21 protein-coding genes are annotated in these 19119 nt (G+C 64.7%); 17 read left to right on the plus strand and 4 right to left on the minus strand.

What is annotated here, in order from left to right; translation table 11 throughout:
• The first annotated feature begins 46 nt into the window (after positions 1–46).
• From QZM35_RS13885 to QZM35_RS13925, 9 genes are all read left to right on the plus strand, one after another.
• Positions 47–1351, plus strand: a complete 1305-nt coding sequence (locus tag QZM35_RS13885; RefSeq protein WP_301776157.1) for an NAD(P)/FAD-dependent oxidoreductase — start codon at positions 47–49, stop codon at positions 1349–1351.
• Positions 1348–2202, plus strand: a complete 855-nt coding sequence (locus QZM35_RS13890) for a DUF1365 domain-containing protein (RefSeq protein WP_301776158.1) — start codon at positions 1348–1350, stop codon at positions 2200–2202. The genes QZM35_RS13885 and QZM35_RS13890 overlap by 4 nt, the downstream gene beginning before the upstream one ends.
• The gene (locus QZM35_RS13895; protein WP_301776159.1) at positions 2199–3416 is read left to right on the plus strand and encodes a cyclopropane-fatty-acyl-phospholipid synthase family protein; all 1218 of its coding nucleotides are present in this window, start codon (positions 2199–2201) and stop codon (positions 3414–3416) included. Before QZM35_RS13890 ends, QZM35_RS13895 begins: the two co-directional genes overlap by 4 nt.
• Before the next feature lies 1 nt (position 3417).
• Complete coding sequence (locus tag QZM35_RS13900) at positions 3418–3951, plus strand: chalcone isomerase family protein (protein WP_301776160.1); 534 nt, start codon at positions 3418–3420, stop codon at positions 3949–3951.
• Between the two features lie 98 nt (positions 3952–4049).
• Positions 4050–4220, plus strand: coding sequence for a DUF2256 domain-containing protein (locus QZM35_RS13905; RefSeq protein ID WP_089429678.1), 171 nt, complete (start codon positions 4050–4052; stop codon positions 4218–4220).
• Positions 4221–4747: 527 nt separating this feature from the next.
• Positions 4748–5614, plus strand: coding sequence for a hypothetical protein (locus tag QZM35_RS13910; protein ID WP_256976953.1), 867 nt, complete (start codon positions 4748–4750; stop codon positions 5612–5614).
• Between the two features lie 135 nt (positions 5615–5749).
• Entirely contained in the window at positions 5750–6481 is a 732-nt protein-coding gene (gene folE, locus QZM35_RS13915; protein ID WP_089429680.1) for a GTP cyclohydrolase I, read from the plus strand.
• A gap of 116 nt (positions 6482–6597) precedes the next feature.
• Complete coding sequence (locus QZM35_RS13920; RefSeq protein WP_301776161.1) at positions 6598–7302, plus strand: sigma-70 family RNA polymerase sigma factor; 705 nt, start codon at positions 6598–6600, stop codon at positions 7300–7302.
• 225 nt (positions 7303–7527) lie between these two features.
• Complete coding sequence (locus tag QZM35_RS13925; RefSeq protein WP_089429681.1) at positions 7528–8499, plus strand: MerR family transcriptional regulator; 972 nt, start codon at positions 7528–7530, stop codon at positions 8497–8499.
• 85 nt (positions 8500–8584) lie between these two features.
• On the opposite strand, the gene QZM35_RS13930 is transcribed toward QZM35_RS13925, so the two are convergent.
• The gene (locus QZM35_RS13930) at positions 8585–9544 is read right to left on the minus strand and encodes an alpha/beta hydrolase (protein ID WP_174970643.1); all 960 of its coding nucleotides are present in this window, start codon (positions 9542–9544) and stop codon (positions 8585–8587) included.
• Positions 9545–9900: 356 nt separating this feature from the next.
• On the opposite strand from QZM35_RS13930, the gene QZM35_RS13935 reads away from it, so the two are divergent.
• The 5 genes from QZM35_RS13935 to QZM35_RS13955 all read left to right on the plus strand — a co-directional run bounded on the left by QZM35_RS13935 (position 9901) and on the right by QZM35_RS13955 (position 14273).
• Positions 9901–10518: a DUF2878 domain-containing protein gene (locus tag QZM35_RS13935; protein ID WP_089433692.1), complete on the plus strand. Its 618-nt coding sequence runs from the start codon at positions 9901–9903 to the stop codon at positions 10516–10518.
• A gap of 266 nt (positions 10519–10784) precedes the next feature.
• The gene (locus QZM35_RS13940; RefSeq protein ID WP_301776162.1) at positions 10785–11474 is read left to right on the plus strand and encodes a hypothetical protein; all 690 of its coding nucleotides are present in this window, start codon (positions 10785–10787) and stop codon (positions 11472–11474) included.
• Positions 11462–12163 (plus strand): hypothetical protein, encoded by a 702-nt coding sequence (locus tag QZM35_RS13945; RefSeq protein WP_301776163.1) that lies wholly within the window; start codon positions 11462–11464, stop codon positions 12161–12163. The genes QZM35_RS13940 and QZM35_RS13945 overlap by 13 nt, the downstream gene beginning before the upstream one ends.
• A gap of 226 nt (positions 12164–12389) precedes the next feature.
• On the plus strand, positions 12390–12704 hold the full coding sequence (locus QZM35_RS13950; protein ID WP_046546935.1) for a hypothetical protein: 315 nt from the start codon (positions 12390–12392) through the stop codon (positions 12702–12704).
• A gap of 198 nt (positions 12705–12902) precedes the next feature.
• Positions 12903–14273, plus strand: coding sequence for an MFS transporter (locus tag QZM35_RS13955; RefSeq protein ID WP_301776164.1), 1371 nt, complete (start codon positions 12903–12905; stop codon positions 14271–14273).
• 314 nt (positions 14274–14587) lie between these two features.
• Here the strand turns inward: QZM35_RS13955 and QZM35_RS13960 are convergent, their stop codons facing one another.
• From QZM35_RS13960 to QZM35_RS13970, 3 genes are all read right to left on the minus strand, one after another.
• Complete coding sequence (locus QZM35_RS13960; protein ID WP_089429689.1) at positions 14588–14776, minus strand: hypothetical protein; 189 nt, start codon at positions 14774–14776, stop codon at positions 14588–14590.
• A gap of 446 nt (positions 14777–15222) precedes the next feature.
• The gene (locus QZM35_RS13965; protein ID WP_301776165.1) at positions 15223–16515 is read right to left on the minus strand and encodes an NRAMP family divalent metal transporter; all 1293 of its coding nucleotides are present in this window, start codon (positions 16513–16515) and stop codon (positions 15223–15225) included.
• A gap of 286 nt (positions 16516–16801) precedes the next feature.
• Positions 16802–17185, minus strand: coding sequence for a hypothetical protein (locus tag QZM35_RS13970; RefSeq protein WP_089429691.1), 384 nt, complete (start codon positions 17183–17185; stop codon positions 16802–16804).
• Positions 17186–17440: 255 nt separating this feature from the next.
• Between QZM35_RS13970 and QZM35_RS13975 the strand changes: the two genes are divergently transcribed.
• From QZM35_RS13975 to QZM35_RS13985, 3 genes are all read left to right on the plus strand, one after another.
• A complete protein-coding gene (locus QZM35_RS13975) occupies positions 17441–17881 on the plus strand; it encodes an Hsp20/alpha crystallin family protein (RefSeq protein WP_089433695.1) in 441 nt (146 codons plus the stop codon).
• A gap of 15 nt (positions 17882–17896) precedes the next feature.
• The gene (locus QZM35_RS13980; protein WP_089429693.1) at positions 17897–18304 is read left to right on the plus strand and encodes an Hsp20/alpha crystallin family protein; all 408 of its coding nucleotides are present in this window, start codon (positions 17897–17899) and stop codon (positions 18302–18304) included.
• 208 nt (positions 18305–18512) lie between these two features.
• Complete coding sequence (locus tag QZM35_RS13985) at positions 18513–19076, plus strand: Hsp20/alpha crystallin family protein (protein WP_089429694.1); 564 nt, start codon at positions 18513–18515, stop codon at positions 19074–19076.
• The last annotated feature ends 43 nt before the right edge of the window (positions 19077–19119 follow it).

The raw sequence follows: 19119 nt of genomic DNA on the forward strand, positions 1-19119 counted from the left end.
AGGTGATTCCAGAACCTGCTCTTGTGACTGACGGAGACCCTTCGCGATGCACCCGGAACTTTCAATGTCGCGGCCCGGCCGGCGGATCGCCGTCGTCGGCGCCGGCATCGCGGGCCTGGCCAGCGCGTACTTGCTGGCCCGCCGTCACCGCGTGACGCTGTTCGAGGCCGCCGACTATCTCGGCGGTCACACGCACACGGTCGACGTCGATCTCGACGGCGCACGCCACCCCGTCGATACGGGCTTCCTCGTGTTCAACGACCGGACCTATCCGAACCTGGTCGCGCTGTTCGACGAACTGGGCGTGGCCGCCCATTCGACCGACATGTCGTTTTCGGTTTCGGTCGACGGCGGCCGGCTCGAATGGGCCGGCAGCAACCTGAACACGGTGTTCGCGCAACGCCGCAACCTGTTCTCGCCGACCTTTCTCGGGATGTTGCGCGACATCCTGCGCTTCAACGCGTCCGCGCACGCTCACCTCGAATCGGCGAGCCGGCAGCGTCTTTCGGTCGGGGAACTGCTCACGGCCGGCGGTTACGGCGCCTCGTTCCAGCATCACTACCTGCTGCCGATGGCGGCCGCGATCTGGTCGAGCGCGGCCAACGACATCCTGCGGTTTCCGGCGGCGACGTTCCTGCGCTTCTGCCTGAATCACGCGTTGTTGCAGGTCAACAGCCGGCCGACCTGGCGCACCGTCGCGGGCGGCGCGCGGCAGTACGTCGAGCGCATCGCCGCGACGCTCGACGACGTGCGCGTGAATACGCCGGTGCGCGCGATACGGCGCGACGACGCGGGCGTGACGGTGGCGACCGATTCAGCCGGTCACGAGCGTTTCGACGCGGTCGTGCTCGCGTGCCATGCGCCGACCAGCCTGCGGCTGCTCGCGGATGCCAGCAAGGCCGAGCGCGACGTGCTCGGCGCCGTGCGCTACCAGCACAACGTCGCGGTGCTTCATACCGATACGGCGTTGCTGCCGCGCCGGCGGCGCGTGTGGTCGGCGTGGAACTACCTGGGCGGTCGGCCGAGGCGCACGGGCGGCGAATCGCCCGTGTGCGTGAGCTACCTGCTCAACCAGTTGCAGCCGCTGCCGTTCCGCTCGCCGGTCGTCGTCACGTTGAATCCGGTCGACGAGCCCGCGCCCGGCACCCAGCTCGGCCACTACGATTACGCGCATCCGCTGCTCGATCTCGCGGCCGTGGATGCGCAGCATCGCCTGCCGATGCTGCAAGGGCGGCGCAATACGTGGTACGCGGGAGCGTGGACAGGCTACGGGTTCCATGAGGATGGACTGAAATCGGCGTTGCGCGTCGCCCGCAGCTTCGACGTCGCGCCGGCCTGGGCTTGCCCATGAACGCGCCCTTTGCCCGCGACGGCACGGCCGCCCGGCTGCTCGTCGGCACCGTGATGCATGAACGGCTGCGGCCGGTGCGCCATGCGTTCGCGTACCCGCTATTCCAGGTCTGCTGCGACGTCGAGCGGCTGGACGAGATCGACGCCGGCTGGTTCGGCATCGATCGCCGGGCCCCGCTCGCGCTCGCCTCCCGCGACTACGGCCCGCGCGACGGCCGCGCGCTCGGCCCGTGGATGCGCGATGTCCTCGCGCACGCCGGCATTCCCGCCGACGGCCCGATCTGGCTGCAGACGATCCCGCGCGTCTTCGGCTACGCATTCAATCCGGTGAGCTTCTGGTACTGCTACGACCGCGCGGGCCGGCTGCGCGCGCTGTACGCCGACGTGCGCAACACGTTCGGTGCGCACCACGGCTACCTGCTGAGTGCGATGCGCCACGCGCCGATCGAGGCCGACACCGTGCTCGTCTGCCGCAAGGCGTTTCATGTCTCGCCGTTTTGCGACATCGTCGGGGATTACGCGTTTCGCGTGCGTCAGTGCGGCAATCATCTGAGCGTGGCAATCGACTATCGCGACGACGACGGTCTGCTGCTGCGCACGGCAATCGGCATGCGGTCCGCGCCGCTGACGGCGGCACGCGCATGGCGCGCGCTGGCCCGGCAGCCGCTGAACGCGGTCAACGTCGTCATGCGCATTCATTGGCAAGCGCTGCGGCTGTGGCTCGCGCGCGTGCCGTTCCACGGCAGGACGCCCCCCGGCCGTTCTGCCGCTGCCGATTCGCCATTGTCCCGTTCGCCGGGCGCGTCGCCACACGGCCGCTCGGCGATGTCCGATCACGAGGCTCGCCCATGACCTTGCTGCGCCTGCTGTCTCCCGCCCCGCAACCGGCGATGCCGCTCTCGGCCCGGTTGTTCATCGCGCTGCTCCGGCAAATCCACGACGGTCACCTGACGCTCGTGACGCCCGAAGGCGCGCAGCACGTGTTCGGCGATCCGCACTGCCGGCCGGCCGCGACGCTGCAGGTCCGCGACTGGCGGGCGTGCCGTGCGATCCTGCGCGCGGGCGACATCGGATTCGCGGAAGCGTACCGCGCCGGCTGGATCGACACGCCCGAGCTCGTCGCGCTGCTGCGTCTCGCGATCCGCAACCAGCCGGTGATCGCGAAGACGGTGACCGGCGGCCGCCTGGCACGCCTCTGGTACGCGCTGCGTCACCGGCTGAGGATGAATACGCGGGCCGGCAGCCGCCGCAACATCCACGCGCACTACGATCTCGGCAACGACTTTTACGGATTGTGGCTCGACGACACGTGGACGTATTCGAGCGCATGCTTCGACGGCGACGCGCAGCGTTCGCTCGCCGACGCGCAAACGGCGAAGTATCAGCGCATCGTCGATTCGCTCGGCCTGCGCGCCGGCATGCGCGTGCTCGAGATCGGCTGCGGCTGGGGCGGGTTCGCCGCGCATGCCGCACGGCAAGGCATCCGCGTGCATGGCGTCACCGTCTCGCAGGCGCAATACGCGCTGGCCCGCGAGCGCATGGCGCGCGACGGGCTGTCCGATCGCGTCACGCTCGAATTGCGCGACTATCGCGACGTCGACGGTCAATACGACGCGATCGTGTCGATCGAGATGTTCGAGGCCGTGGGCGAAACGTTCTGGCCGGTGTACTTCGACACGCTCAGGCAGCGCCTGAAGCCCGGTGCTCGCGCGCTGATTCAGTCGATCACGATCATCGAGTCGCTATTCGACGCATATCGCACGTCGAGCGACTTCATTCGCGAGTTCATCTTTCCCGGCGGAATGCTGCCGAGCCCGGCGCGTTTCGTCGATGCCGCGCGGCGGGCCGGCCTGGCCGCCGAACCGGTGTTCGCGTTCGGTGACGACTACGCGCGCACGCTGCGCACCTGGCGCGCCGCGTTCGAGGCGCGCATCGACTCGGTGCGCGCGCAACGGTTCGACGAGACGTTCATCCGCACCTGGCGCCTCTATCTCGCCTATTGCGAAGCGGGATTTGCCGAGCGGCGGACCGACGTGATGCATTTCATCGTGTCGCCGGGCGGCTGACATGAGGCGCCGGCTTGCGATGCTCGCCGCAGTCGCGGCCGCGGCGCTTGCCGCACCCTTGTTCGCCGGCGCGAACTGCGTCGACGACATCTCATCGGCGCGACTGATCGGATCCGGCCGGTTCTGCATACTGGGCATCTGTCTGTACGATGCCCAGCTGTGGGCGCCCCGGCCCCCGGGCGCGTTCGACACGCCGTTTGCGTTGTCGCTGGCCTACCGTCATGACGTGAAAGGCGAACGGCTCGTCTCGACGGGCATGGACGAGATCGAGCGCCTCGCAACCGCGCCGTTGCCGGCTGCGACGCTCGATGCATGGCGCCGCGATATCGAACGGGCGTTTACCGACGTATCGCGCGGCGACGTGCTGTGCGGCGTGTATGTGCCCGAGCGCGGCGCACGCTTCTACACCAACGGCCGCCTCACGGCCGAAGTGACCGACCCGGCGTTCGCGCGTGCATTCTTCGCGATCTGGCTCGACCCGCGCACGCGGGCAAAATCGTTGCGCCGTCAGTTGCTGGGCGACGATCCGCGCTGATTCGACAGTGAGCGATGGCGACTGATCCAGTGTATCGACGCGGCAACGTTGCTCGGCCGGGCAGTGCGTCAGAGATCCGTCTCGACGTGTGATTCGCCATGGCCAACAAGATGCACTTGCCCGAGAAGACCTGCGAGACCTGCGGCTTGCCTTTCAGCTGGAGAAAGAAATGGAAAGCCGCGTGGGACGAAGTCCGATATTGCTCGGAGCGTTGCCGTCGGAATCGGCGGCCGCCTTCCCGCATGAAGACGAACGCTGAACGTCGTTGACTTCGCGTTGATGATCCGGTCGCGAGCAGCGCGCGGGCCCGGATAGCGCTTCGATCTGGCCGAGACGGAATGCTCGCCCCTGTTTCGGGCAACCGGGATCGATCGGCACCGGCGCGCGCAGGCGCGCTCGTGAGCGCGGCCCTCCACCTTCCCCTTCCCCACGGCCGTCTGGATTGCAGCATGCCCGGTTGCCTCCAGGCGGTTCACGCCGCCCTGTCTCAGTTGCACGACGCTGGCGGGAATGCGCGGTCATGTTCGTTGGCGTAAACGGCCGCAGGCCGGATCCTGCTGCATCGACTCGAAAATGTGCGACACGATTGATTCACGTATCGAAATCGCCCCCTTCCGGCGTACTTTCTGGCTCATCCCCACCGGTCGTTGTCGCCATAGCGTTGACCCTGAAAGTCGTTTCGCATGCATCAAAGACCCGCAATGCGCTTGCAGAAATAAGCATTCACGTGCTGAAAGCGCAATTTTCCGATGCTGAATCGACAACTGACGCATAAACCTCCAGCACAAATTATTTCATGAATCACTTTTCCGCTTCACTTCCCGGAAAATTTGCATACAATCCAGCTGTGCCGCATGAATCGACCGAGGGAGGCCCCGTGCCAACACGCAATCACGACATCAAGCCGCGCCGGTTTCCGGCGTGTCCGGCTTCATTGATGGCGCGCGTGTCCGTTGCCCCGGCACGCAGCCCGTCGCACCACGTCGGTGCGGCGCCCGACCGGTCGATCGCATCGCGCTTGCGGGTCGCCGCGCAGCAGCGCGGCCAACGCTGCCGGCGCCGCTCGCCGCAGCTGACCGACGGGTGTGCAAGCGCCTGCCTGAACGGCGCACTGCCCGAACGGCGATCGAACACCGTCGCGGCTCGCGCGTGTCCGACGCTGCTCGTCACGGGCGGCCTGACTGCCTCCGACGAAACGATCGAGCAATTCGGCCTGCACGTCAGCGAGCGCGTCGAGTCGGTGTCGCGGGCGCTCGTACAGCCAGGCCTGGCTGTCGACGCCCTGATCGCCGAGGTCTCGTCGTTGCATATGGATCTGGCCATTCAATTCGTGTCGCTGGCGCAGGCTCGCCGTGTCCGCGCGGCCGCGATCATCTATGCGTACGGCAGCGCGCAGGCCCTCTCGTTGATCCGCCTTGCAGGGTTCCACCTGTTTCACTCGGTCGGCGGACGTATCGACCAAACATACGTCCTGACCCAGTTGCAACAATCCGCCGCCGTCATGCTCGCAGCGAAGCCGACGGCGAACGACCCTATGTTGTGGTTCCGCCGGGACGTCGGCGGCTGCGCCCCGCCAACGCCAGTCGGTCCGTCGTGCGGGATCAGGACCGGATCTCCGGTGACGCTGCCGGGCCGCCATGCACGCCCGCGTGCGCGCAGGTGAGCGTCACCCGGTCGGCGCGTCGTCGAAACAGCGGCGGCGTTCGGCCGATTTTTACGCAAGGAACACAGGGAAATCACCGCATCGCCTCAGTCGCGATCCATCGCATGACCCCCTAACCTCGAGAAAAGAACCGAAATGGGCAATCTGATCGACGCTCCCGAGCACACCCTGACTGCGATCGACGAGGGCATTCCCCTGTCGCACCTCATCCGTCGTCGGCTCGAGAGCGCGGGCGCGCGCTTCCATGCAAACGACAACATCGCCGCGCACCTGCGCGACGGCGAGCTGGATGCTCTGCAGAACGAAGTGGCGCAGGGAATGGAAGCGGTGCTGCGCTCGCTCGTGATCGATGTCGACAACGACCACAACACCCGCGAAACCGCGCGGCGCGTCGCGAAGATGTTCATCCGCGAAGTGTTCGCGGGCCGCTACGACGCGGCGCCGTCCGTCACCGAATTTCCGAACGTCGAGCGGCTGGACGAGCTGCTGATCGTCGGGCCGCTGCGCGTGCGCAGTGCCTGCTCGCATCATCTTTGCCCGATCATGGGCCGCATCTGGATCGGCGTACTACCTAGCGCCGCGTCGAATCTGATCGGCCTGTCGAAGTACGGCAGGCTGGTGAACTGGGTCATGACGCGTCCGCAGATCCAGGAAGAAGCAGTCAAGCAGATTGCCGACCTCCTCGAATCGCGCATCTCGCCCGATGGGCTTGCCGTCGTCCTCGAGGCCGAGCACTTCTGCATGCATTGGCGCGGCACCAAGGACGACCAGGCAAAAATGACCAACAGCGTGATGCGCGGGAAATTTCTCGCGGACGCATCGCTTCGCCGAGAGTTTCTCGCCTTGTTGTCCGGAAAGAATGCGTAAAGCGCACGACTGGCATTCGTGACGAATGTGCCGGCACCGTGCCCGGCCATGAGCCGCGCCCGCTCGTCACCGCGTGCGCGCAACAGCAGGACGCGCAAAGCCATACGGAGTTCCCGATGAACGGTTCGCACGATTCACTCCGCCCGTCTTCCGGCCAGGGGCGATCGACGACGCTGCATTCAGGCAGGCAGCCACGCCGGGGCGCGTCCCGCGGGCGGTCGTGCCCCGGCGGCAGAACCGAATTCACCGCCGATGCGGTCGTTCAGCCCGACGAATCACCCAACCCGCATGCGGAACTCGACTCGTTGCTGTCGCTCGTCGCCGCCGGCGACGAGCACGCGTTCGCGCAGCTGTATCGACTGACGGCGGCGCGGCTGTACGGGGCGATCGTCCGGATGATCCGCGACCGCCACGAAGCGGAAGACCTGCTTCAGGACGTGTTCACGACGGCGTGGCGTCGCGCCGATTCATTCGACGCCGGACGCGGCACGGCGATGACCTGGCTGATGACGCTCGCACGCAATCGGACCATCGACCGGATCAGGCAGCGCCGCGAGCTTCCGCTCGACGACGAACTGGCGCTGTCGATCCCCGACGAAAACCCGACGCCCGATCTCGGTGCGCAGGCGAGCCAGGAGCGCCTGCGTCTGGAGCGCGGGCTCGCGCATCTGGGCAAGCGGCAGGCGTATGTGCTGCGCGAAGCGTTTCATGGCGGCGCGTCCTATGCGGAGCTGGCCGAACGCATGCAGGTGCCGCTCGGCACGATGAAGAGCTGGATTCGGCGCAGCCTGATGCGACTCAAGACGTATCTCGAGCCATGAGCGCGTGAATCACTTCGCGGTTCGAGGACACTCGAAACACCTCCGCGCGTCCTGACCAACCTCGCGACACCGAGCGGTGCCGCTCCGAAGCATGCTGCCGGCTCGCGCTTCACGAACCACCTTTTCGGACGAAAGCCCGCCGATTGAATCACTTTCCTGCTTCGTATTTCACGCAAACTGCGTACAATCCCGAGACAACAGCAGGTCGACTTCAGGAGAGCAACGATGCCCCCTCGCAAGGATCGCGATACGCCGCACCGCTATCGCAGCGGCGAGGCCGCGCGCCTGGCGCGCATGCCGGCAGCCACGCTGAGAATCTGGGAAAGGCGCTATGGCGTGATTGCTCCGCCCAAAACGCCGTCCGGACAACGGATGTACTCGGACGACGACGTCCAGCGAATTCGTTTGCTGAAAACGCTCGTCAATCAGGGCCACGCGATCGGGTCCATCGCCAGCCTGAGCCGCGAGGAACTCGAGGCGTTGTCGTTGACGAATACGCGTGACCCGTCGTTTCACGAGACAAGCGTGCGCCTCGCGGTCGTCGGCGCGCTTTCGATTCCGGAATCCGCGATAGCGCGCATGGGAATCCGGATCGCCGCGCGAATCGACTCGATCGACGACGCGAGCGCGCATGCGGGTACGCCAGTCGACGCCCTCATCGCGACGACCACGTCGCTCCATGAGGATGTCGTTTCGCAGCTCGCTGCCGTGGCGCAACAGCTCAACGCGCACGCCGTGGCCGTCGTGTACGCGTTCGGCACGGCAGAGGCGGTCGAGCTGGCGCGTCTGTCGGGGTTCGAGCTGTTCCGGTCGACGGAAGGCCAGACCAACCCGATAGCCATTATGTCGAGACTGGCGCAAGCCGTCGTCAAGTCGCGCCAATCGAATGACGCGGATCGCGGGCTTTGGCTGCGCACGCGGCGACGCTTCGACGACGCGACGCTCGCGTCGCTCAGCGGCCTGTCCACCACCGTCAAATGCGAGTGTCCGCGTCATCTCTCCGAATTGATCATGCAGCTCGGTGCGTTCGAGCGATACAGCGACGAATGCGTGTCGCGATCGCCGGCCGATGCGCTGCTGCATCGCCACCTTGGAGACGCGGCGAATCGGGCAGCCGAATTGCTCGAGACGGCGCTGGCCGTCATTCTTCGCGAAGAGGGATTAGGCGGAACCACGCCGGAACTGAAGGCGCTGTAGCGCGGCAAGCGCCGCCGGCCGTTGCGGCCTGGCCGCGACGACAGGTGGCGATGCGCTTTCGCGTGCAATGCGGGGCTTGCCTCGATCACTGAGCCGAAACCGAAGCCCGAGCCGCTGCGGCAGGCGACGTCGGCTGTCTGCTCGTGGTGCCGGCATTCGACGCATTCGCGACGCGATCCACGAACGCGGAGAGATCGTCGAGCACGGACGCCACGCCTCGCAACGGCGCGCCCAGAACGCCGACGATCGACGCATGGCTCACGTTCCTGTAACGCATGACCACGACGGTATCGCCCCTGTCTTGCAACGCGCGCGCGAAGCGGGTCGTGTTGCCGGGCTCGACCACCGTGTCGTTCTCCGCGACGGCCAGCCACATCGGCGGCTCCGTACCCTGGATGAATCGAATGGGCTGGCTCGCGGCGCGCGCTTCCTCCGGGAAGATCCTTTCAAGCGTGGTGTCCCGCAGCGGTAGGAAATCATAAGCCCCGGCCAGGCCAATCACGCCAGCGATATCGCTCTTGCGCATCTCCTGTGCCGCCAGATAGCGGCCGTCGGTCGCAAGCAATGCGGCAATCTGCGCACCCGCGGAGTGCCCCATCAGAAACAGGCGACGTGGATCGCCGCCGAACGCAACTGCATGCTCGCGTGCCCACGCCACCGCCTGCGCCGCATCGTCGACGAAACCGGGAAAGGTAGTCGCCGGATACGTCCTGTAGTCGGGTAAGACGGCAACAAAACCCCTCGACGCGAGCGCCTCTCCCACGAACAGATAGTCCTTGCGCTCGCCGGACTGCCAGCTTCCGCCGTAAAAGAACACGACCACCGGGGCGCCCGCACTCGCATCGGCCGGCCAGTGATGCAAGACGCGCGTGGGCAAGTAGACGTCGAGCACGTGGCGTTCGCCGGATCCGTACGGGATACCGGCGAAAAGGCTGAACGTGTAGCTCGGCGTCAGCGCATTCAGGAGCCGCACCGGGCTACACGCGGCGAGGAGACCGGCCGCGAGCAGCACCGACAGGACGGCAAGTCCGACTTTCATGTTCATGAATATCCTCACACCTGACGATTCCGACCGCATCCGCCGCCTTGTATGTCGTTTACGGAGCTTGCGCGCAAGCGGATGCATGCATCGCACGGCAGCCGCCCCCCCTTAACGACATCCCGATCTTCCCTGCGCAAGTGCATCCGTCCGCAATGGAGCGTCGTATGTGAAATGGATAGATGAATCAGCGCGGAATGCCGGCAATCGCTCCGTGCGACGCAATCGTACGGCGGTGGATCCGCTCGTCGACGATAGCGAGACCTGTCTGCCATGAACGTTCTACCTGCCGTTTTCCCCGAGATGCAACGTCGACGGTGCGGCATGGCGAGCATGCCGTTACTGATCCCGCGCGAACGATCATGAGAAGCACTCCCAATCAACTGACTTCCCGCACGCAAAAGTCTGGGGTCGCTCGCGTATACGTCTATCTCGCGACCACCCAAACAGGATGGCTGGTCTGCGTGATGACGGCCGCATCGCATCACGCCGCGTGGGGCGTCACCTATGCGCTGATCGCGACAGTCGGCCATCTTCTCTTCGCGCGTCGACCCACATCCGAGGCGCGGATTGTGATCACGGTCACGGTGTCCGGATGGTTATGGGACAGCGCCGTTGCCCATTCCGGCCTGCTCGTGTACCCGGACGGCGTTTTTCTCAAAGGGACAGCGCCGTACTGGCTCGCGGGGTTGTGGGCGCTGTTCGCGATTCAACTCAATACCGTGCTGCACTGGCTTCGAGCGCGACCGCTCATCTCGGCGCTCGTCGGCGCGATCGCCGGCCCGGCGTCCTTTCGCGCTGGTGCGGCGCTGGGAGCCGTTCATTTCAAGGATCCGGCCGCAGCGCTCGTCGTTGTCGCAACCGGCTGGGCGTTCATCTTGCCGGCCGCGCTTGCGATTGCAAGCCATTGGGATGGCGTAACGCCTCATTCTCCTGCGCCAACCGGCGCAGACGACATGAACGACGCCCGCGCCGGATAGAGCCGGGAGCCTCGCAAGCCGGCTTTATCTCCGATCATGCGAAGCACGCGAATCGTTCGCATTGACGATGCCAAAAATGAGTCGTTGAACAAGTTCTTTAGTGAACTCGGATGGAGAAAATTCTCGTATTCCCTGCTCCATCACTGCAAACCCGCCGCTGCATCCGCTCTCGCGCCTCCATCGTATCTGCGTATGTCATCCAGCCAAGATGCTTGGCGTCCCACCTCGGGAAATGGCGTCGCGATGGCATCCAGAGGAGACAACTCATGAAGCTTTTCATCGGTATCGTCGTTGCCGCAGCGGCGCCGTTCGCGCTCAGCGCCTGCGGAGGCGGAGATGACATTGCGCCCGTGGCGGCCCAACATCCGGAGAATCAGGCCATCTGGGCCGCGCTCGGCGGTGATTCGGCTGCCCCCGGCGTGGTGGCCGGCGTGGTCAATGCAGCTGTCGCAGGCCTGTTGGCGGACCCGGTCGAAGCGCCCTATTTCGCGGCGGTAACCGGTAATGCCAGCCACAGCAGTGCCGCCCATGACACGCCTGCGCGGCTTGAAGCATGTCTTACGCTGCAGTTTGAATCGCTCCTCGGCGGTCCGTACACCTACCCCGGCCCCGTCAAGGTGGCCGGAGACATCGACGCTCAACCGGAGATGTGTCAAGACATGACGACAGCCCATAACGACGTCGGCGTTCCAGGCTGCGTGTTCGACCAGTTCATGGTGGATCTCGTCGCGACGCTGCAAAGCAAACTCCCGGCCGCAGACTTTGCCGCACTGACGTCGACGACAAATGGAACGTACACGCTCACCGAGAAAAACTCGGCCGGCATCCCGGTCGGCACAAAATTCCAGTTCAGTGCGGTGCCTATCCTCTTCAATTTGCGTAATACCATCATCAGCGCCACACCCGGCGGCCCGGTGTATCTTCCGCCGACGGTTGCGACATCATGTACGGGCTGACAGCGGTGCGAAGCACCCACGTGATCGCGTGGGTCGCTACGGCACTCTCCGTGAGTGTTGCCGGCATCGGCTGGTTGCACACGACCCAAGGGCGACGGCTCCTCAACGAGCTGGGCGTGAAGTGTCCAGTGGATTCCGTCGATTCCCGAACGGTGCTGTCGATTCGGAACAAAGCCATTTTGCAGGAGAAAGGTGTATCAGCGGCCCCGCAACGTCCCGCGTTCGGCCTGCAGCTTGATCGCAGTACGGAAGCGGACGTGCTGGAAAAAATGCCGCGATACAACGCGCAGTGCGTCGAATTGACCCGAGGCTTACGCTACCTGCGCTGTCGAGGCGTGCCGGCGGAAATGCTCGGCTCGACCGGCCCACCCGTGAGCGAAATATGGTTCAGTTTCGCGCCGGATCGCACGTTGATGGCCATCAATGTGTACCGTCGCGACATGTCCGTGGAGGAAACACGACTGAGCTGGCAGATCGCCGTCCGGCATCTGCACGATGTGCTCGGCGCACCCACATCGGTGTCGGGAGATACCACGCTGGAATCGCTGATAGGCAAACCCGTGGCGGTTGCACGGGTAAGCTACGCCTATTCGGATTACGTAGCGACGGTCACCGCATCCCACCTGCCATACGGGGGATTGGCAGTCCGCGAGCAGTACATGTCTGCCGCGGTCAAGCAGGAAGGATAAACCGGGCTCGTGAACACGATGCTCGATGCCGCCATCGAAGCAATCGATCGCAGCAACAGCCGGCCTGTGGTCCATTCGGATCGCGGCGTGCGTTATCGCTGGCCAGACCGGCTTACCGGGATGCGTGAGGCCACCTCGAGCAACCTCGGCCGCCGCACAACCTGGCCGACTCTCGGCGCATCCTCGCGCAGCGTTAAAATAGCGCCCCTTCTCACAGGAGACGAAAATGTCCTGGTTCGTTTACGAAGTGCCCGAATACCACGAAGACGCTGCGCGCATCGAGCCCTTCAGTGACCTGCGTAGCCGCGTGCTGCAAATCAGTGGCCCGGCCATGGCCGACGAACTGGAAAGCGTTCGCGAGAACGCCGCAGCGACGGTCGACAGCCCCGAGCGTCCGTTGCGTACGCCGGAAAATCCGCATGTCTTTCCGATTCCTTACGCCGATTCCATGATCCTGGTCGGGTTCATCTTCGATCTGAAACGCGAATTCCGGCAGCTAGTCGTGTCACCGGTGGAAATGCCCTGGCTGAAAGACGCATAAATGGTGAGCGGGCCTGGTTGGTCCACCGCTGATCACGCCGCCGCGACGAATGACGGTCAAACGTCATATTATGATATTTAAGGATCGCTGAAAGAATGACCCGGGCAGCGAGGCAGCCATGCGTCGCCCGCGCTTGCCGGAACCTGTCGCGGGGCGTATGGTTAATTTCTCTATCGCCCTGTTCCGGGAGATATCAAAATGGCTGCCATGCAATCCGCGGCCACGCCCCTCTCCGACGAGGAAGCCCGGCGCCAGTTACGCCGCGCCGTCATCGCCAGCACGATTGGCACCACGATCGAATGGTATGACTTCTTCCTCTACAGCACGGTCACCGGCCTGGTCTTCGCAAAGCTGTACTTCCCGCAATCCCACCCGCTCGTCGGTACGCTGCAGGCGTTCCTGATCTATGCCGTCGGCTTCGTCGCACGACCGGTCGGCGCGGCGATCTTCGGCCATTACGGCGACCGCATCGGCCGCAAGGCCACACTGATCGTGACCCTGTTGCTGATGGGGCTCGCCACGTTCGCCGTGGCCTTCGTTCCGACCTACGCCGCGATCGGCATCTGGGGCGCCGTCATCCTCACGGTATTGCGTTTCATCCAGGGCGTCGGCGTAGGCGGCGAATGGGGCGGCTCGGTCCTGATGTCGATGGAGTGGGCGCGCACCAATGCGCATCGCGGTTTCGTCGCGTCGTGGCCGCAGTTCGGCGTGCCGGCGGGCTTGTTTCTCGCCAACCTTGCCGTGCTGGCCATGAGCTGGTTTTCCGGCAACGCATTCCTGACGTGGGGCTGGCGCGTGCCGTTTATCCTCAGCGTCGTGCTGGTCGCGATCGGGCTCTATATCCGCCTGAATATTCTCGAGACACCGATCTTCGCGAAGCTGCTGGCCGAGCGCCGGATCGAGAAGACACCGATGCTCGAAGTGCTGCGCAAGCATCCGCGGGATATCGTGCTGTCGGCGTTTGCGCGGATGGCCGAACAGGCGCCCTTCTACATCTATACGGCGTTCGTGTTCACTTACGGGATCACGGCGCTGGGCGTCACGCGCGAACTGCTGCTGGCCGCGGTGCTGGCCGCCTCCGTGGTCGAGTTCGTCACCATTCCGCTGTTCGGGCACGTGTCGGATCTGATCGGCCGGCGGCGGATGTACATGATCGGCGCGGCTGCCGTCGGCGTGTTCGGATTCGTCTACTTCGCGATGGTCGATAGCCGGAACCCGGTGTGGATCTTCGTGGCGATCGTGTTGTCGCTGGTCCCGCATTCGATGATGTATGGGCCGCAGGCTGCATTGATCGCCGAATCGTTCACCGGGCGGCTGCGGTATAGCGGCGCGTCGATGGGTTATCAGCTCGCGTCGGTCATTGCCGGTGGCCCGGCGCCGCTGATCGCGACCGCGCTGTTTGCCTACTACCACTCGGGGTATGCGATCGCGGCGTACGTGCTGGTGTGTGCGGTGCTGAGCGTGGTCGCCGCGTCGAAGCTCGGCGACTATACGAACAAGGATATTTCGCGGGAATACGACGACGCTCGGGGATTGGGCGATCACGGGCACGCGCCGCCGGTCACTTGACGAACGGGCCCGCTCAGGCCGGCGCTGACGCCTGCAGCCGCGATCCTATCGCGTCACGGGCGCGAGATGGACATGGCTTGCGGGCGCATCGAGACTGCTTTGGCGGCCGACATGCCGCGAGACGGCGCCGGGCGCCGCAGAACAGCGACCCGCCCCGTCCGGCGCGGGTCTGACAGGACGCGATACGCGAGCCGAGACGTTCGTGATCCGGCGCTCGCCGTCCGGCGAACGCGTTCCATCTCGATCGAAATGGGGAGAGTCGCCGGACGGCGCGTTCGCCGCTATCGCGCAGCGGCTCGCCCGGCGTAACCGGATTATCGTTCGCTGACCTTCACGCGTGGTTGCCATTCGGCCTCGGCGCCCTGCGTGCCTTTCAGATGAGCAGGCGTCGCGTCCTGCGTGTGCGCGTCGAGGCGGCGCGCCGCCTCGGTGTCGAGATGCCGGCCATCGAACGTCGACTGGCGACGGGTAATCATGTTGATGCGAAGGCGTTTTGCCGCCATGGTCGGTATTCCTTGAGAAAACGGTACCTCGCCGACTGGCGAAGTGCCATAGATTTACGCGAGAAAGATGTCGCTGCGATGACGCGGCGCGCGAGGCGAATCCCCCGCCATCGCCTTGCTTGCCGCATGCACCGCAGCGGCCGGCGCCCGGGCCGCCTGCTCCATCGCCTCAAGGTAGCGGTGGACGCAAGCCACTCGTGATGGACAACAAGCAGCGCTTCGAGTTCAGTTTGCTCGGTGGTCGCCAAGGTCACGCGTCACCGCTCTGCGCTCCTTCGTCCTTTTGCCGTTCCAGATGAACACCCGTGCCGGTCGTTGCACGAATGAATCGGCTCGTGTCGAATACCGAAACCGAACGGCACCAGCAACGCATCGAAGGCCGACATGCGGGGTGGGACGCTGAGCCAATCGATCTTTTTTGCGACGCCCGAGCCGCCTGGTGGACGTCATCCCGGCACAAAAATCCCCACGGCTGCAATTGCCATTGCAAGTGTTGCAAGCCACCCTCCCCACGCAAGCGGCCCCGCAATGGCGAATTCGCCCATGACCCGCTTGCTCCGAGCCATCAGCATCATGATGACCATGATGGGGACCGCCGTTACCCCGTTGATCACGGCGCTCCAATACAACGCGCGGATCGGATCGAAATGCATGAACGTGATGGCAACACCACCCACGGTCGCCAATGCGATGACCGCATAGAATTCTCGCGCGAGCGTCAACTTCAGGGCGAGGCTATTGCGCCAGCGGAATGTGCCGGCCGCCGCGTATGCGGTCGATCCGGCGAGCACCGGCAGCGCCAGCAGGCCGGTGCCGACGATCCCGAGCGCGAACAGCATATAAGCGAAGCGACCCGCGATCGGCGCAAGGGCCCGCGCGGCGTCAGCCGACGTCTTGACCTCGATGTGGTGCGCATGCAGCGTAGCCGCTGCGGTGAGCACGATGAAGAAGGCAATGACATTCGATACGCCCATCCCCAGCCAGGTATCGAAACTGATTCGGCGCAGTTGCGCCGGGGCCTGGTGGGGAACGCGGCGAAGCGGCCCCTCGCGCGGCGCGGATTGCAGTTCCTCGACTTCCTGCGAGGCCTGCCAGAAGAACAGGTACGGGCTGATGGTCGTGCCGAGGACAGCGACGACCGTCGTGAGGTAGTCCGATTGCAGCACGATATGCGGCCATACGATCGCGCGGGCCACCTCGGTCCACTGGATCGGGACGATCAACGCAACCGCCACATAAGCGAGCAGGATCAGCGCCGTCCACTTGAGAAGGCGTGCGTACCGTTCATAGGGAACGAACACCTGAAGCACGACCGACAGGCCACCCAGCCCAACCACGTAGAGCTGGTGCGGCCCGGGGAGCAGCAAGCCGGCCGCGGCGCCCATCGCCGACAGGTCGGCGGCGATGTTGATGACGTTGGCGATCATCAGCAGCACGACCGCGCTGTAGAGCAGCCACATCGGGTAGTGAGCCCGCATGTTCGATGCAAGCCCCTTGCCGGTCACTCGCCCGATCCGCGCGCTCACCAGTTGGATGGCCGTCATGAGCGGGTAGGTCAGGAGGAGGGTCCATAGCAATTCGAATCCGAACTGCGCGCCGGCTTGCGAATACGTACCAATGCCCGACGGATCGTCGTCGGCCGCGCCGGTAATCAAGCCGGGGCCAAGGCGACGTACCCAGTTCGGGCCGGCGGGCTTAGGCGCGGTTTTCTCGAATTCGAGCGGTTCAGGGTCGTTCATGATGGCGGCCTCCCGATACGGCCTCAGCAATTCACGTACCCGTCCAATACGGTCGCCATCCGATACGCGCGGTGGTTCGATCCTCGTGGATCACGCGAGGCCTCCCCCTCACGCTTGTTTCTGCGTGATGTTTCGAGTCACGCTGGTCGGGCGGGACGGCCGCTTGTTGCGGGGTCCGCCTGCCCTCCATCGGGATATCGATCGCGACCGGGTCGCTGCACGGTGACGCTGCGGGCGATCCGGCTGGAGGCCACCGCACCGCCCCGTGCCGGCCCGGCCCGGCCGATCATTGGATCGGCGACGTCGTACCCAGCTTCTCCGACAGCATCCGCTCATACACGCCGAAGTGCAGATCGACCTCCTTTTGCGTGACGGGCGTGACCGTGATGTTGATCTGGTCAGGCAGCAGGCCCAGCACCACCGCCACGGCCGCTTCGAGTTGCGGCGCACAAAACTTGTCCTCCGCCATCGTGGTGCCAACGACGACGTCGTAAGTCTTTTCCTGCCGGCAGACGACCTCGACGAGCCGAGCCCGCGCGCTCATGTTGTTGTCGATCGCCAGCCGGACGACCTCCGCCACGGTGCGCATCGACTCGGTCGGAAACCCCCTCGTCGAGCGCAGCCGAATACGGTGTCTGCCGAGCGTAATCCAGTCCGTGTCGAATTCCATGGCGCCCTCCGTAACGCAGTACCGATTCGCCGCGATGATAGGGTCCAGCGCGACAATTTCAAGGGCAAAAAATGAGGGTTTTCCCCTTGAAATTCTCCGCAGAATTCCTATCTTAAGTTTCGCTCAGGCAGACGCGCGGGTCGCTTCATTCCGCGCGCTGCGTGTTTCGATTTGTTTGCCATGCAGTCCGGCAGGCGAACTGGAGCGCGTAGGCCCGTTCGCCTCCATGCTGCGACAAGCCAGGAGGACAAGATCATGAGCGATCTCTATTTCGGAACCGACCTCTTCAGCGAGTTCGACCGCCTGCAGCAACAGATGGCGCAACGCTTCGGCGGTTTCCCGTCCAGCATTCGCGCGAGCCGTTTCGGCACGTTCCCTCAGATCAATATCGGCGCGACAGACGATTCAATCGAGATCGTCGCGTTCGCGCCCGGCGTCGACGCCGCCGCGCTCGATGTGTCGATCGACAAGGGGCTGCTGACCATTGGCGGCGAACGCAAATCGGCACAACGCGACACCGGGGGTGAGCGGCGCACCTATGCGCAAGAGCGCTTTGCCGGAACGTTCCGGCGGGTCATCGAGCTGCCCGAGGCCGCCGATCCCGACAAGGTCCAGGCGCACTACGAAAACGGGTGTCTATCCATCAGTATTGGCAAGCGTGAATCGTCCAGGCCGCGTGCCATCGCTGTCCAGTAAGAGAAGGAGCCGATCATGAAAGACACTACCCAACTGGCGGAACGCGACGCGTCCGCCGTTGCGCGTCGCGATACCGAACAGGCCGTGCGCCGGATGACACTCGTGCCGGCCGTCGACGTCTACGAGGACAGTCAAGGCGTCACGCTGTGGGCCGATTTGCCCGGCGTGACGAAGGACAAGCTGGACGTGAAGGTTCACGACAGCAGCCTCCTGATCGAGGCCGAGGCCGTGGTGCCGACGCCGGCCAATCTGCGGCTTCAGCATGCCGAGGTTCGGGAGCCGCATTTCGCCCGCACGTTTACGCTGTCGGCGGATCTCGACTCGTCCAGGATCGAGGCGAGCCTTCAGGACGGGGTGCTGAAGCTGACCATCCCGCGCCGCGACGAAGCGCGTCCACGACGCATCGAAATCAAGACCCGCTGACGCGTCATGAGCCAAGGCGCAGCACGCGCCCCTCCGTCGACGCAGAACAGGATCAGCGACGCTTCGCTGCCTGAGTCGACGCAGGCGTATGGGTGAGGACACGCGCTCCGGATCCGCACGATCCCCGTGACGCGAATCACGGCGCGCGTGTCCGCACCGGACGGCTACGCCAGGCTCAAAACAGACTGGAGATCAATCGGAGGACGCCATGAATGCCGATCCGAAAAAGTGGAACCCGTTCAAGTTCCTTCGCGGGGCCACCCGCAAGTCCGATCCGGAAGGCCCGGACAGTCCGCCGACAGGCGAGCCGGGGCGTGCGTCATGGCCCGACATTTCGCGACTGTTTTCACGAGAACCATGGCGCGCCATGGAGGAATTCCTTCATGACCCGTTCGCCGGCAACGGCGCGCTCGAACGGTGGTTTGGCGACTTCAGTTCATCGCGCTTCCAGCCGCGCATCGACGTCGTCGATGAAGGCCCGGTGCTGCGCGTGACCGCCGAACTGCCCGGAATGGAGCGCGAAGATCTGAAGGTGAGCGTCGAGGATGGCGCCATCGTGCTGCGCGGAGAGAAAAGGCAAGACGTGCGCAGTGAAGAAAACGGTTGCTACCGGCTGGAGCGCGCCCATGGAAGCTTCGTGCGCACGATCCCGATGCCGGACAATGCCGACCCTGAGCACACCTTGGCAAAATTCGACAACGGTGTCCTCACGTTGACCGTACCGAAATCGGAGCCGGCCAGGCCCACCAGTCGCACGATCGATATCGGCTGAGCGGGTTTCCCGTGCCATCGACGCGATCGAGTCAGGAGGACAA

The sequence above is a fragment of the Burkholderia sp. AU45274 genome (genome assembly GCF_030482505.1).
In the GTDB taxonomy this organism is placed as follows: Bacteria; Pseudomonadota; Gammaproteobacteria; order Burkholderiales; family Burkholderiaceae; genus Burkholderia.

Bases quoted from the DNA above. Each gene is read 5' to 3' on its own strand.
- QZM35_RS13885 (WP_301776157.1), top strand. From the start codon at position 47: ATGCACCCGGAACTTTCAATGTCGCGGCCCGGCCGGCGGATCGCCGTC.
- QZM35_RS13890 (WP_301776158.1), top strand. From the start codon at position 1,348: ATGAACGCGCCCTTTGCCCGCGACGGCACGGCCGCCCGGCTGCTCGTC.
- QZM35_RS13895 (WP_301776159.1), top strand. From the start codon at position 2,199: ATGACCTTGCTGCGCCTGCTGTCTCCCGCCCCGCAACCGGCGATGCCG.
- QZM35_RS13900 (WP_301776160.1), top strand. From the start codon at position 3,418: ATGAGGCGCCGGCTTGCGATGCTCGCCGCAGTCGCGGCCGCGGCGCTT.
- QZM35_RS13905 (WP_089429678.1), top strand. From the start codon at position 4,050: ATGGCCAACAAGATGCACTTGCCCGAGAAGACCTGCGAGACCTGCGGC.
- QZM35_RS13910 (WP_256976953.1), top strand. From the start codon at position 4,748: ATGAATCACTTTTCCGCTTCACTTCCCGGAAAATTTGCATACAATCCA.
- folE (WP_089429680.1), top strand. From the start codon at position 5,750: ATGGGCAATCTGATCGACGCTCCCGAGCACACCCTGACTGCGATCGAC.
- QZM35_RS13920 (WP_301776161.1), top strand. From the start codon at position 6,598: ATGAACGGTTCGCACGATTCACTCCGCCCGTCTTCCGGCCAGGGGCGA.
- QZM35_RS13925 (WP_089429681.1), top strand. From the start codon at position 7,528: ATGCCCCCTCGCAAGGATCGCGATACGCCGCACCGCTATCGCAGCGGC.
- QZM35_RS13930 (WP_174970643.1), bottom strand. From the start codon at position 9,544: ATGAACATGAAAGTCGGACTTGCCGTCCTGTCGGTGCTGCTCGCGGCC.
- QZM35_RS13935 (WP_089433692.1), top strand. From the start codon at position 9,901: ATGAGAAGCACTCCCAATCAACTGACTTCCCGCACGCAAAAGTCTGGG.
- QZM35_RS13940 (WP_301776162.1), top strand. From the start codon at position 10,785: ATGAAGCTTTTCATCGGTATCGTCGTTGCCGCAGCGGCGCCGTTCGCG.
- QZM35_RS13945 (WP_301776163.1), top strand. From the start codon at position 11,462: ATGTACGGGCTGACAGCGGTGCGAAGCACCCACGTGATCGCGTGGGTC.
- QZM35_RS13950 (WP_046546935.1), top strand. From the start codon at position 12,390: ATGTCCTGGTTCGTTTACGAAGTGCCCGAATACCACGAAGACGCTGCG.
- QZM35_RS13955 (WP_301776164.1), top strand. From the start codon at position 12,903: ATGGCTGCCATGCAATCCGCGGCCACGCCCCTCTCCGACGAGGAAGCC.
- QZM35_RS13960 (WP_089429689.1), bottom strand. From the start codon at position 14,776: ATGGCGGCAAAACGCCTTCGCATCAACATGATTACCCGTCGCCAGTCG.
- QZM35_RS13965 (WP_301776165.1), bottom strand. From the start codon at position 16,515: ATGAACGACCCTGAACCGCTCGAATTCGAGAAAACCGCGCCTAAGCCC.
- QZM35_RS13970 (WP_089429691.1), bottom strand. From the start codon at position 17,185: ATGGAATTCGACACGGACTGGATTACGCTCGGCAGACACCGTATTCGG.
- QZM35_RS13975 (WP_089433695.1), top strand. From the start codon at position 17,441: ATGAGCGATCTCTATTTCGGAACCGACCTCTTCAGCGAGTTCGACCGC.
- QZM35_RS13980 (WP_089429693.1), top strand. From the start codon at position 17,897: ATGAAAGACACTACCCAACTGGCGGAACGCGACGCGTCCGCCGTTGCG.
- QZM35_RS13985 (WP_089429694.1), top strand. From the start codon at position 18,513: ATGAATGCCGATCCGAAAAAGTGGAACCCGTTCAAGTTCCTTCGCGGG.